Source organism: Streptomyces sp. NPDC059003 (genome assembly GCF_042740445.1).
In the GTDB taxonomy this organism is placed as follows: domain Bacteria; phylum Actinomycetota; class Actinomycetes; order Streptomycetales; family Streptomycetaceae; genus Streptomyces.
In genome coordinates this window covers 20,177-32,774 of the sequence record NZ_JBHYJH010000029.1, presented here as the reverse complement: position 1 = coordinate 32,774, position 12,598 = coordinate 20,177, and the positions used below count along the sequence as shown (strand labels likewise).

The following is a 12,598-nucleotide window of genomic DNA, read 5'->3' as shown; positions in this document are numbered from 1 at the left end:
GCCCGTTTCCACCCTCCCAGCGGGTGGACGCCCCTGGTGGGGGTTGCCCGCCGTCGGCGGCCGTCAGGTCTGGGGGCGGAGCCAGATCGTGGCCAAGGGGGGGAGGGTGAGGGTGAGGGACGTGGGGTGGGAGTGGGCGGGGGTGGGGGATGGTTTCAGGGGGTGGGGGGTGTGGACGTCGCTGCCGCCGTAGGGGGCCGCGTCCGTGTTGAGGATCTCCTGCCACGCCGTGAAGTCCGGCGGAACGCCGACGCGGTACTCGTGCCGGACGACCGGCGAGAAGTGGGACACCGAAAGCAGGGGCGACCCATCGCTCCCGTACCGCAGGAAGGCGAACACGTTGTCCTCGGCGGCATCCCCCTCCACCCAGGCGAACCCGCCAGGATCCGTGTCGCGCTGCCAGAGCGCGGGCTCCGCCCGGTAGCGGGAGTTGAGGTCACGGACCAGGTCACGCACACCGCGGTGGTCCGGCTCCGCCCCGTACGCAGGGTCCAGGAGCCACCAGTCGGGCCCGTGGCCCTCCGACCACTCCGCGCCCTGCGCGAACTCCTGCCCCATGAAGAGCAGCTGCTTGCCGGGGTGGGCCCACATGAAGCCCAGGTACGCGCGCAGGCCGGCGCGCTGCTGCCACCAGTCGCCCGGCATCTTCGACACCAGGGACCGCTTGCCGTGGACCACCTCGTCGTGGGAGATCGGCAGGACGTAGTTCTCGCTGTACGCGTACACCATCGAGAAGGTCATCTCGTTGTGGTGGTACTTGCGGTGGACGGGGTCCTTCACCATGTAGCCCAGCGAGTCGTGCATCCAGCCCATGTTCCACTTCAGGCCGAAGCCGAGGCCCCCGAAGCCGCCGGGGCCCGTGTGGTGCGTCGCGCGCGTCACGCCGTCCCATGCCGTGGACTCCTCGGCGATGGTGACGACGCCGGGGGAGCGGCGGTAGACGGTGGCGTTCATCTCCTGGAGGAAGGACACCGCGTCCAGGTTCTCGCGGCCGCCGCGCTCGTTCGGCGTCCACTGGCCGTCCTCGCGCGAGTAGTCCAGGTACAGCATGGAGGCCACGGCGTCGACCCGCAGGCCGTCGATGTGGAACTCCTCGCACCAGTAACTGGCGTTGGCGACGAGGAAGTTGCGCACCTCCTTGCGGCCGTAGTCGAATTCGAGGGTCCCCCAGTCGGGGTGCGCCGCCCGCGCCGGGTCCTCGTGCTCGTACAGCGGCCGCCCGTCGAACTCGGCGAGCGCCCAGTCGTCGCGCGGGAAGTGCGCGGGCACCCAGTCCATGAGCACGCCGATCCCGGCCTGGTGCAGCGCGTCGACCAGGTGCTTGAAGTCGTCGGGGGTGCCGAGCCGGGCCGTCGGTGCGTAGAAGCCGGTGACCTGGTAGCCCCAGGACCCGCCGAAGGGGTGCTCGGCGACCGGCATCAGCTCGACGTGCGTGAAGCCCAGGTCGGCGACGTACGCCGGGAGCTGCTCGGCCAGCTGACGGTACGTCACACCCGGGCGCCAGGACGGCAGGTGCACCTCGTACACCGAGAACGGCGCCTCGTGCACCGGTATCTCGCCCCGCTGGGCCAGCCATGGGGCGTCGTGCCAGACGTGGTGCGACTCGTACACGACCGACGAGTTGGCGGGCGGCGCCTCCGTGCGGCGCGCCAGCGGGTCCGCGCGGTACGTCATGCCGCCGTCCGGCCGTGTGATCTGGAACTTGTACAGCTCGCCCGCGCCCAGCGACGGCACGAACAGCTCCCACACGCCGCTGCCGCCGAGCGACCGCATCGGGAAGCCGGTGCCGTCCCAGTAGTTGAAGTCCCCGACGACCCGGACGCCGCGCGCGTTGGGCGCCCACACCGTGAACCGGGTGCCGGTCGCCCCCTGGTGCGTCATCGGCCGCGCCCCGAGCGCGTCCCACAGCCGCTCGTGCCGCCCCTCGCCGATCAGATGCAGGTCGAACTCGCCGAGCGCGGGCAGAAAGCCGTACGCGTCGCGGGTCTCCAGTTCCGACTCGGCGTACGTGATGTGCAGCCGGTAGTCGTCCGGCACGCCGCGCAGCGGCAGGACCGCCGAGAAGAACCCGTCGCCGTCGTCGGTGAGCTCGGCCCGCAGGCCCCCGGTGGCGACGGCCACGGAACGGGCGTACGGACGCAGCGCGCGGAACGCCGTCCCGCCGGGCACGGGATGGGCGCCAAGCACGGCGTGCGGGTCGTGATGCGTCCCGGAGAGCAGCCGCTCCCGGTCGGCCTGCGGCACGGGGGACGCCTCCGGCGCGGCGGACGGGGCCGGGGGCGCGGGCTGAGGGACGGCTTTGGCCTTGGTCTTGGCCGTCGCCGTCGCCGTCGTCTTGCGGGGGGACTTCGCCTTCGCCGCGGCCGTCTTCGCCGCCTTGGTGGCCTTGCCGCGCCGCTTCGGAAGCGGCGGCGTCGCGGTGGGTTCGGGCTCGGGCTCGTTCGCCGGGGTGGAGGAGGGGGGACGGCGGGTCACGGGGGCGGCCTCCTGTCGGAGAAGGTGCGGCGGCGGGGTCAGCGGGGGTCGTCGGTGCGGGGCGCCGCGGCCTCGGCGGCCAGCTGGTCGAGGGCCGCGAGCGGGACCGGGAGCCAGTCGGGGCGGTGCCGGGCCTCGTACACGGCCTCGTACACCGCCTTGTCCGTCTCGTGCGCGCGCAGCAGGACCGGTTCGGTCCGCGGATCGCGGCCGGAGACCTCGGCGTAACCGGTGCAGTACGCGGCGCGGCAGGCCTCCGACCAGTGCGGGGCCCAAGGACGGTGGGAGCGGGCGGCGTAGTCGAAGGAGCGCAGCATGCCCGCGACGTCGCGGGCCGCGGGCTGTGGCATGCGGCGCTCGGCGAGCGGCCGCGCCGGCTCGCCCTCGAAGTCGATGAGCGACCACGCGCCGGACGGGGCGCGCAGGCACTGGCCCAGGTGCAGATCGCCGTGGACCCGCTGGGCCGTCCACGCCGTGGCGTCCTCGGCGCCGAGGTCGGCGAGCGCCTCGTACGCGGTGCGCAGGCCCGGCGCGTACGGGCGCAGGGCGGGGACCGCCTGGGCCGCGGCCTCCAGGCGCTCGGTCATGCCCTGCGCGAGCTGTTCCACCTGCGCGCGCCCGAGCGTCACCGTGGGCAGCGCCGCCGCGAGCGCCGCGTGCACCTCGGCGGTCGCCCGGCCGAGCGCGTGGGCCTCGCCGCGGAAGTCCTCGCCCTTGGCCAGGGCCTGGAGGGCGAGCTCCCAGCCGTCGGCGGCGCCGCCCACGTACGGCTGGAGGACGCCGAGCACCAGCGGATCGGCGCCGACGTCGGCCGTCATCCACGCGGCGGGCGCGGGGACGCGGGCGCAGCCCTGCCGGGCGAGGGCGAGCGGCAGCTCCAGGTCGGGATTGACGCCGGGCACGACCCGCCGGAACAGCTTCAGGATGAACGTGTCGCCGTATACGAGCGAGGAGTTGGACTGCTCGGCGCCGAGCGTGCGGGGCGTGAGGCCGGGCGGGATGTCCGGCCGCTCGGCGTGGGCGAAGCGCAGGACGCCGAGCCGCCCGGGTATGCGCAGGCGCTCCAGGAGCAGCGCGGCGAGCCGGGGGTCGTACAGCGCCTCGTACGCGGTGCGGCCCGCGAGCGCGCCGCGCGTGACGTGCCCGATCAGTGCGGGCGCGAGCCGCGGCGGCAGCTCGGCGCGGGTGCCGATGAGCAACTGGTAGCAGTCGGCGGGCAGTTCGTGCTCGGCGACGGTGGCCGGGTCGGACACGAGGGGCTGGCGGACCTTGACCAGGAGGTGCAGCAGGCCCGTCTCGGCCCCGGGCGGCAGGAGCTCCGTCGCCGTCACGGGCTCGAAGCCCGTGACGGGGCGGCCCTTGCCCGCGAACCACCGCTGGCGCGGCAGCCAGCCGCGCAGCAGCGGATCGAGCGACGCGAGGAGCGCACGTGCGTCGGCACTGGGGCGGGTGGCGGCTTCCGACATGATGTCGCGTCCTTTCCGCGCCGCGGACAAGGGAGGTGTCGTGCCGGGTAGGGAGCGTGCCGTGTGCGGGTGCCCTGTGCGGGGTGAGTCACGCCGGCCGGCGGCCGGTGGATGCCGGTCGGCGCGGCCTCGTCAGGGGCGACCCTACGCCGGGTCCTCGCGCAGCCGGAACCAGTAGAAGCCGTGCCCCGCGAGCGTCAGGAGATACGGCAGTTCACCGATGGCCGGAAAGCGCACCCCGCCGATCAGCTCGACGGGATGGCGGCCGTTGAAGACCCGCAGATCGAGCTCGGTGGGCTGGGCGAACCTGGAGAAGTTGTGCACGCACAGGACCAGGTCGTCGCAGCCGTCGCCGTCCTGGCCGTCCCCGGTGGGCGGCGCCTCGCGCAGAAAGGCGAGAACCGCCGGGTTGGACGAGGGCAGTTCGGTGTACGAGCCGAGCCCGAACGCCGGGTTCTGCTTGCGGATCTCGATCATCCGGCGGGTCCAGTGCAGCAGCGACGACGGCGACGACATGGCCGCCTCGACGTTCGTGACCTGGTAGCCGTAGACCGGATCCATGATCGTGGGCAGATAGAGGCGGCCCGGGTCGCAGGAGGAGAAGCCCGCGTTGCGGTCGGGCGTCCACTGCATGGGCGTGCGCACGGCGTCGCGGTCGCCGAGCCAGATGTTGTCGCCCATGCCGATCTCGTCGCCGTAGTACAGGATCGGCGACCCCGGCAGGGACAGGAGCAGGGCCGTGAACAGCTCGATCTGGTTGCGGTCGTTGTCGAGCAGCGGGGCGAGTCGGCGCCGGATGCCGATGTTGGCGCGCATGCGCGGGTCCTTGGCGTACTCCGCGTACATGTAGTCGCGCTCCTCGTCGGTGACCATCTCCAGGGTCAGCTCGTCGTGGTTGCGCAGGAAGATGCCCCACTGGCAGCCCGAGGGGATCCTGGGGGTCTTGGCGAGGATCTCCGACACCGGGTAGCGGGACTCGCGGCGCACCGCCATGAAGATGCGCGGCATCACCGGGAAGTGGAACGCCATATGGCATTCGTCGCCGCCGTTCTCGAAGCCGCCGAAGTAGTCGACGACGTCCTCCGGCCACTGGTTGGCCTCGGCGAGCAGCACCGTGTCCGGGTAGTGGGCGTCGATCTCGGCGCGCACCCGCTTGAGCAGTGCGTGGGTGCGGGGGAGGTTCTCGCAGTTGGTGCCCTCCTCCGCGTACAGGTACGGCACCGCGTCGAGCCGGAAGCCGTCGATGCCGAGGTCGAGCCAGAACCTGAGGGCGGAGATGATCTCCTCTTGGACGGCCGGGTTCTCGAAGTTGAGGTCCGGCTGGTGGGAGAAGAAGCGGTGCCAGTAGTACTGCTTGCGGACCGGGTCGAAGGTCCAGTTGGAGGCCTCGGTGTCGACGAAGATGATGCGGGCGTCCTGGTACTGCTTGTCGTCGTCGGCCCAGACGTAGTAGTCGCCGTAGGGTCCTTCGGGGTCGGTGCGGGACGCCTGGAACCACGGGTGCTGATCGCTGGTGTGGTTCATCACGAAGTCGATGATCACGCGCATGCCGCGCTGGTGCGCGCAGTCCACGAACTCCACGAAGTCCGCGAGGTCGCCGAACTCGGGCAGGACCGCCGTGTAGTCCGACACGTCGTAACCGCCGTCGCGCAGCGGCGACATGAAGAAGGGCGGCAGCCACAGGCAGTCCACGCCGAGCCACTGCAGATAGTCCAGTTTGGCGGTGAGGCCCTTGAGGTCGCCGATGCCGTCGCCGTTGCTGTCCTGGAAGGAGCGGACCAGGACCTCGTAGAAGACGGCGCGCTTGAACCACTCGGGGTCGCGGTCCTTCGCGGGTGTGTCCTCGAAGGTGTCCTGGACGGGCTCGTTGACGATCATGGTGTGGGTGACCCTCCGATCAGCGGTGAGGACGGTCGCAGGACGAGCACGTGCGCGGGCGTGACGCCCGGGTCGAGGCGCACGTAGTTGGCCCTGCCCCAGTAGTAGGTCTCGCCGGTGAGCTCGTCGCGCACCGGCACGGACTCGTGCCAGTCGAGGCCGAGCTGTGGCATGTTCAACGAGACCGTGGCCTCCTGGGTGTGGTGGGGGTCGAGGTTGACGACCACCAGAACCGTGTTCGATCCGCTCGTGTCGCGCGCCGCGTGCGCGGTCCGCGCCGTCTTCGAGTACGCGATCACCGAGTCGTTGTCCGTGTCGTGGAAGTGCAGGTCACGCAGTTGCCCGAGCGCCGGATGGGCGCGCCGGAGCCGGTTGAGGCGGGTGATGAGGGGCGCGATGCTCCGGCCCTCGCGCTCCGCGGACGCCCAGTCGCGCGGGCGCAGTTGGTACTTCTCCGAGTGCAGGTACTCCTCGCTCCCGGGGCGCAGCGGAGTGTTCTCGCAGAGCTCGAAACCGCTGTAGACGCCCCAGGTCGGCGAGAGCGTCGCCGCGAGCACCGCCCGGACGCGGAAGGCGGGCCGCCCGCCCTCCTGGAGGTAGGCGTGCAGGATGTCCGGCGTGTTCACGAAGAAGTTGGGCCGCAGATAGTGCGCGGTCTCGGTGGACAACTCCCGGAGGTAGTCGGTGAGTTCCTCCTTTCCGTTGCGCCAGGTGAAGTACGTGTACGACTGGTGGAAGCCGATCGCCGCGAGGGTCCGCAGCATCGCGGGGCGCGTGAAGGCCTCCGCGAGGAACAGCACGTCCGGGTCGGTGGCGTGGATGTCGGCGAGGACGCGCTCCCAGAACGCGACGGGCTTGGTGTGCGGGTTGTCGACGCGGAAGACGCGCACGCCGTGCCCCATCCAGAAGCGGAGCAGGCGGATGGTCTCGGCGGTGATGCCCGGCGCGTCCCGGTCGAAGTGGAGCGGGTAGATGTCCTGGTACTTCTTCGGCGGGTTCTCCGCGTACGCGATGGTGCCGTCCGCCCGGTGCGCGAACCACTCCGGGTGCTTCTCCACCCACGGGTGGTCGGGCGAGCACTGGAGCGCGAAGTCCAGGGCCACTTCGAGGCCGAGGCCTGCCGCCTCGCGCACGAAGTCGTCGAAGTCGTCGAGCGTGCCCAGGTCCGGGTGCACGGCGTCGTGGCCGCCGGCCGGGGAGCCGATGCCCCAGGGCACGCCGACGTCGTGGGGGCCGGCCGACAGGGAGTTGTTGGGGCCCTTGCGGAAGGTGGTGCCGATGGGGTGGATCGGCGGCAGGTAGACGACGTCGAAGCCCATGTCGGCGATCGCGGGCAGCCGTTTCGCGGCCGTGCGGAACGTGCCGGACCTCGGCGGCTCGCCCGCGCGGACCACCGCGCCCTCCGACCGCGGGAAGAACTCGTACCAGGACCCGAAGAGCGCGCGCCTGCGGTCCACTCTCAGCGGGTACTCCGCGCTGGACGTGAGCAGGTCGCGCAGCGGGTGGCGGGCCAGGGCCGCGTCGACCTCCGGCGTGAGCGCGCCGGCCAGGCGGGCGGCGGGGGTGCGGGTGGTGTCGCGGAGCGCGGCCGCGGCGCCGAGCAGGGTGGCGCGCGCTCCCTCCGCTTCCGGTGCTCCGTCGGCGGCGCGCTCGTGGAGGCGGGCGCCCTCCTCCAGGACCAGGTCCGTGTCCATGCCCGCCGGTATCTTGATCCGCGCGTGGTGCCGCCAGGTCGTGAGCGGGTCGTCCCACGCCTCCACGGCGAACGTCCAGTCCCCGGCCGTGGTCGGCGCGACCTCGGCGCCCCACCGGTCCGTGCCCGGCGCCAGCTCCCGCATCGGGGTCCAGGGCCCCGCCCGTCCCTCCGGGTCGCGCAGGACGACGTTCGCGGCGACCGCGTCGTGCCCTTCGCGGAAGACGGTGGCGCTGACCTGGAACACCTCGCCGACCACGGCCTTCGCGGGCCTTCGGGCGCCGAGGACGACGGGCTGGACGTCGAGGACGGGTATGCGCCCCGTGAGGGGGCGCGGTCCCGGCTCCCTCGCGGGCTGGCTGGTCTCGGGCATGACCGCTCCTGTTCCGCGTACGCGTAGGCGGATTCGGGCTGTGGAGGGGTTCCGCGGGGTGCGCGTGCACGGTCGTACCGAGCGCCTGCACGCGCGTACCGGTGGAGCCTTCCCACGCTTCTCGGGTGGGCAATCCGGCGCTTTGTTAACTACTAGCGCGTAACGGCATGCACAAGACCGGTCACACGAAAACCGTGCGGCACGGCCCGTCCCGCCAGGTCGGCACGGCGAACCCCCGGCAGGAGGCTGGCGCTTCCTGCCGGGGGGCCGGTGGAACGGTGACTACGGACTGGTGACTACGGACTGGTGACTACGGGTCCGCGGCTACGGGTCCGCGGCTACGGGCTGACGACCTGGAGCAGCCGGTTGGGCGAGCCAGGGCCGATGTTGACGAGCCGGTTCTTCGCGGTCCGGTTCACCAGCATCCGCATCACCTCGGCCGGCGGCGCCGTCCGGCGCTGGTCCAGGTAGAGCGCGGCCGCCCCGGCGACGTGCGGCGCCGCCATCGACGTACCGGACAGCGTCCTGGACGCGTTGTCGTTCGCGATGCCCGCCGACACGATGTCCACGCCGGGCGCGAACAGGTCCACGCTCAGGCCGTAGTTGGAGAACGGGGCGCGCGCGTCGCCGCGGTTGGAGGCCGCGACCGTGAGTGCCTCCGCCACGCGCGCGGGTGAGGTCCCGCTCGCGGGCTTGTTCTCGTTCCCGGCGGCGACGGAGTACGTCACGCCGGACGCGATGGAGTTGCGCACCGCCTGGTCGAGCTGGGCGTTGGCGCCGCCGCCGAGGCTCATGTTGGCCACGGCGGGCTTGCGCGCGTTGCGGGTCACGAAGTCGATGCCCGCGATGACCCCGGACAGCGTGCCGCTGCCCTGGTTGTTGAGCACGCGCACGGCGACGACGTTGGCCTTCTTGGCGACGCCGTACCGCGCGCCCGCGATGGTTCCGGCCACGTGGGTGCCGTGCCCGTTGCCGTCGTCGGCGATGGGGTCGTTGTCCACGAAGTCGAAGCCGGAGCTGGCCCGCCCGCCGAAGTCGCGGTGGGTGGTGCGCACGCCGGTGTCGATGACGTACACGGTGACGCCCGCGCCCGCCGGTTCCGGATAGCTGTAGGACCGGTTGAGCGGCAGGCGCTTCTGGTCGATGCGGTCGAGGCCCCACGACGGCGGGTTCGGCTGGAGGCCGTCCGCGTGGACCGTGATGTCCTTGCTCACCGCGGTGACGGACGGGTCGGCGGCGAGCCGGCGCGCCTCGTCCGCGCTGGCCTTCACGGCGAAGCCGTTGAGCGCGGAGCGGTAGGTGCGGCTGATCTTCACGCCGTACTTCTCGGCGATGTCCTGCCCCTCGCCGGACGCGGCGCGCGTGTCCGACCTGAGCGTCACGATGTAGCCGCGGTCGGCCGAGTCAGAGCCGGACGCAGCCTGCGACGACGGGGCGACGGCGGCGAGACCGGCCGTCAGGACGACGGCTATGCCGGCCGCGGCCGCCCGCCGCGGGTGACGTGTGTATGGCATGTGCATGTGCTGGTTCCCTCCCCATTGGACGCGACCTTCCCTCCCCTGGGAGCGACCACGTGCCGGGTCGCGTGACGGCACGCGTCCCTCGGAGATTGACGTGACGGGGTGAACCACCACAAGCGCGTACGAGCCGGGAAACCTCGGCTTTACCGGCGCTTGGCCAGGCATGTCAGGTGCCTACACGTGCTACTCAAGCGAAAGCCTGGGTCCGTGCGGGCAAGGCCAAGGGACGGCTTGGGTAGCGGGTCCGGCAGCCGGACGACACGAACCCCCGGCAGGGGAGTGGAGACTCCTGCCGGGGGTCGTAGGCGGTGACTACTTCACTTGGAGCAGTCGGTTCGGCGAGCCCGATCCGATTCCGGACAGCTTGTTCTTCACGGCCTTGTCGGTGAGCGCCTTGCTCACCTTGTCGGGCTTGGCCGTGGGGTGGGTGCCGAGGTAGAGCGCGGCCGCACCCGCGACGTGCGGCGCCGCCATCGACGTACCGTCGAAGACCACCGAGCCGGTGTCGCTGAGGTGGGACGCCGACCTGATCGCGACGCCCGGCGCGAACAGGTCGAGGCGGCCGCCGTAGTTGGAGAACGACGGGCGCTTGTCGCGGCGGTCGGACGCGCCGACCGTGATGGCCTCCTTGACGCGGCCGGGCGACCAGTTGGTCGCGGGCTCGCCCGCGTTCCCGGCGGCGATCGAGTACGTGATGCCCTTCGCGATCGACTTGCGCACGGCCGCGTCCAGCTGGGCGTTGGCGGGACCCGCGAGGCTCATGTTGGCGACGGCGGGCTTGCGGGCGTGCCGGGTCACCCAGTCGATGCCCGCGATGACCTGGGCCAGCGTGCCCGAGCCCTCGTCGTCGAGCACGCGCACGGCCACGATCTTGGCCTTCTTGGCGACGCCGTACTTCGCGCCCGCGACGGTGCCGGCCACGTGCGTGCCGTGGCCGTTGCCGTCCTGGGCCTTTGCGTCGTTCTGGACGAAGTCCCAGCCGGACTTGGCCCGGCCGCCGAAGTCCTTGTGCGAGGTGCGGACGCCGGTGTCCAGGACGTACACCGTGGCGCCCGCGCCGCCGGACGCCGGCGGCGAGTACTTCTTGTTGAGCGGCAGGCTCTTCTGGTCGATCCGGTCCAGGCCCCACGGCGGGTTGGTCTGGGCCGCCCCCAGCGACGGCGCCGAGCGCGTGCCCAGGTCCCCGCGGACCCGCTCGTCCGCGACGACCTTGGCGACCGCCGGGTCGGCGGCGAGCTTGCGCGCCTGCTCCGCGGTGGCCCGCACGGCGTAGCCGTTGAGCACCGCGCTGTACGTGTGCTGTATTCGCGTGCCGTACCTGGTGGCGACGGTCTTGCCCGCGGCGGACGTGGACGCCGTGCCCTGCTCCAGCGTCACGATGTAGACGCCGCTGCGGCTCGCGCCCTCCCCGGAGCCCGAAGCGGCCAGTGCCGACGGTGTCACGGTGGCCAGCAGGCCCGCCGCGGCGACGGCCGTGACGGCCCCCACCCAGTGTCTGTTCCGTGCTCGTGGTGCACCCATGACTGTGTTCCCTCCCCTGGGACACGGCAGATACGGCGCCCTGTACGCGCCGCGCGGCCGCATCGCGTGCCTGGCAGAATCTCGTGCATGGGTGAAGAGCCACAAGGCGGTTTGAGTGGCGGAATCAGTCATATCGCTCCAACGAATGGCTGATTGAGGCTCAACCCAAGCTGAGACTTGGGAGCATGCTAGTAAATCCGAGGATTGACTTGGATTTCCCCCCTCCTTGATGATCTAGCCAGGGCCCCGGGCGGCAACCCGCCCCGCTCCTCACCGGCGTCCGGACACCGGAGGGGGCGGGCGGGTGCCGACCCACCCCGGGCCCGCCCTGCGCCCACCCCGGCGAGGGCGGCCGACGTCGTCGTCCGAAGACCGCCAGCGCGCCGCGCGCCCGCGCGTCAGCCTTGCCGCATGACCGCCGTTGCGAAGCCCCCGACCGCCCCGACCGTTCTGACCGTTCTTACGGAGATGTACGCCGCCGAGTCCCGCTACCTGGCCGCGGGCGGACCCGGCCGCGCCTCCTTCGCGCTCCTCGCGCCCTTCTTCGCGCCGGACGTCGTCCTGCACCAGGCGGACGCGCTGCCCTACGGCGGCATCTGGCGCGGGCACGAGGGCCTTGAGCGGTTCTTCCTCGCGATGAGCGACACGTGGGCCGAGTTCGCCATCGGGGCGCAGGAGTTCGTGGCCGACGGCGGGCACGGGGTGAGCGGCACGGCCGTGGTGCGCAGCGAGATCAGGGCCCGCGCGCGGGCCACCGGGCGGGACCTCGCGTTCCCCATCCTCCAGACGATCCGAGTGGAGGACGGCCGGATCGCCGAGGTCCACCCGTTCTACTGGGACACGGCGGCGATCGCCGAGGCCTGCCGCGCCTAGGGGCGGCAGGCCCCGCATTGACAGGGCGCGGGGCCGGTGCTTCTAATGGGCGGCGTGCCGCGTGGCTTGGGCTGAAGAGCAGTGGGCAGGCCTCCGACCGGGCGAGCACCTTCACCAAGGGACATGACCTTGCGTTCACACCGACCCGTGCGTCGCCCCGTCGTTCTGACGTAGCCGCGACGCGCGCCCTCGTTCTTTTTCTTTCTCTTTCTCCCGGCGGAGTCCGCGCTGCCCCTGTGCCGGTGCGCGTGCCGCCGTCCGTACCTGTCTGGAGTTCTCTTCCGCATGCCCACGAACACGCACGAGCCGCAGGCGCCCCGTGTGATCCGCACCCTCGCCGACAAGATCCTCGAGGTCCACGACTGGCTCCGCGAGCAGATCGGTCACCTCCGTGCCGAGGCCGACGCCCACTTCGACGCGCGCGCCGCCCACCGGGGTCCGGGCGAGCCGCCCGCGCCGGGGCTCGGCCTGCAGATCAGGCAGCGCTGCCTGGAGTTCTGCGACGCGCTCACGTTCCACCACGTCGGCGAGGACGACCACGTCTTCCCCGCCGTCGCCGTACACCACCCGCACCTGAAGGACGCCATCGCCCGGGTCGGCGCCGAGCACCGCGAACTCGCCCGCCTCAAGGAGCGCCTCGTCGCGCTGCTCGACGACCTCGCCACGGCCGATCCGGCGGCGTTCCGCGCCGAGTTCGACGCGCTGGCGCGGCAGCTCGCCGACCACCTGGACTACGAGGAGACCTGGCTGGTTCCGGTCCTCGCCGACGTGCCGTTCCCGCCCGCCGCCGCCCGCTAGC

The 12,598-nt window shown here is 72.0% G+C and carries 8 protein-coding genes; 2 read left to right on the top strand and 6 right to left on the bottom strand.

The window, feature by feature from the left end:
• Positions 1 to 63: 63 nt before the first annotated feature.
• The 6 genes from glgB to ACFWZ5_RS13870 all read right to left on the bottom strand — a co-directional run bounded on the left by glgB (position 64) and on the right by ACFWZ5_RS13870 (position 10,926).
• The gene (glgB, locus tag ACFWZ5_RS13895; RefSeq protein ID WP_384803541.1) at positions 64 to 2,244 is read right to left on the bottom strand and encodes a 1,4-alpha-glucan branching enzyme; all 2,181 of its coding nucleotides are present in this window, start codon (positions 2,242 to 2,244) and stop codon (positions 64 to 66) included.
• A gap of 269 nt (positions 2,245 to 2,513) precedes the next feature.
• Complete coding sequence (locus tag ACFWZ5_RS13890) at positions 2,514 to 3,941, bottom strand: maltokinase (protein ID WP_384803535.1); 1,428 nt, start codon at positions 3,939 to 3,941, stop codon at positions 2,514 to 2,516.
• A 144-nt stretch (positions 3,942 to 4,085) separates the two neighbouring features.
• The gene (treS, locus tag ACFWZ5_RS13885; protein ID WP_384803532.1) at positions 4,086 to 5,819 is read right to left on the bottom strand and encodes a maltose alpha-D-glucosyltransferase; all 1,734 of its coding nucleotides are present in this window, start codon (positions 5,817 to 5,819) and stop codon (positions 4,086 to 4,088) included.
• A complete protein-coding gene (locus ACFWZ5_RS13880; RefSeq protein WP_384803529.1) occupies positions 5,816 to 7,885 on the bottom strand; it encodes a maltotransferase domain-containing protein in 2,070 nt (689 codons plus the stop codon). Before ACFWZ5_RS13880 ends, treS begins: the two co-directional genes overlap by 4 nt.
• Positions 7,886 to 8,223: 338 nt before the next feature.
• Positions 8,224 to 9,399, bottom strand: coding sequence for a S8 family peptidase (locus tag ACFWZ5_RS13875; RefSeq protein WP_384803525.1), 1,176 nt, complete (start codon positions 9,397 to 9,399; stop codon positions 8,224 to 8,226).
• 318 nt (positions 9,400 to 9,717) lie between these two features.
• Positions 9,718 to 10,926, bottom strand: coding sequence for a S8 family peptidase (locus tag ACFWZ5_RS13870; protein ID WP_384798239.1), 1,209 nt, complete (start codon positions 10,924 to 10,926; stop codon positions 9,718 to 9,720).
• A 411-nt stretch (positions 10,927 to 11,337) separates the two neighbouring features.
• On the opposite strand from ACFWZ5_RS13870, the gene ACFWZ5_RS13865 reads away from it, so the two are divergent.
• Positions 11,338 to 11,799 carry a nuclear transport factor 2 family protein gene (locus tag ACFWZ5_RS13865; RefSeq protein ID WP_384798236.1) on the top strand — a complete coding sequence of 154 codons (462 nt, stop codon included), beginning with the start codon at positions 11,338 to 11,340 and terminating at the stop codon, positions 11,797 to 11,799.
• Positions 11,800 to 12,084: 285 nt separating this feature from the next.
• Positions 12,085 to 12,597 carry a hemerythrin domain-containing protein gene (locus tag ACFWZ5_RS13860; protein ID WP_384798233.1) on the top strand — a complete coding sequence of 171 codons (513 nt, stop codon included), beginning with the start codon at positions 12,085 to 12,087 and terminating at the stop codon, positions 12,595 to 12,597.
• Position 12,598: the final 1 nt, after the last annotated feature.

Excerpts from the sequence above, each read along its gene's own strand:
- ACFWZ5_RS13890 (WP_384803535.1), bottom strand. The coding sequence starts at position 3,941 with ATGTCGGAAGCCGCCACCCGCCCCAGTGCCGACGCACGTGCGCTCCTC.
- treS (WP_384803532.1), bottom strand. The coding sequence starts at position 5,819 with ATGATCGTCAACGAGCCCGTCCAGGACACCTTCGAGGACACACCCGCG.
- ACFWZ5_RS13880 (WP_384803529.1), bottom strand. The coding sequence starts at position 7,885 with ATGCCCGAGACCAGCCAGCCCGCGAGGGAGCCGGGACCGCGCCCCCTC.
- ACFWZ5_RS13875 (WP_384803525.1), bottom strand. The coding sequence starts at position 9,399 with ATGCCATACACACGTCACCCGCGGCGGGCGGCCGCGGCCGGCATAGCC.
- ACFWZ5_RS13870 (WP_384798239.1), bottom strand. The coding sequence starts at position 10,926 with ATGGGTGCACCACGAGCACGGAACAGACACTGGGTGGGGGCCGTCACG.
- ACFWZ5_RS13865 (WP_384798236.1), top strand. The coding sequence starts at position 11,338 with ATGACCGCCGTTGCGAAGCCCCCGACCGCCCCGACCGTTCTGACCGTT.
- ACFWZ5_RS13860 (WP_384798233.1), top strand. The coding sequence starts at position 12,085 with ATGCCCACGAACACGCACGAGCCGCAGGCGCCCCGTGTGATCCGCACC.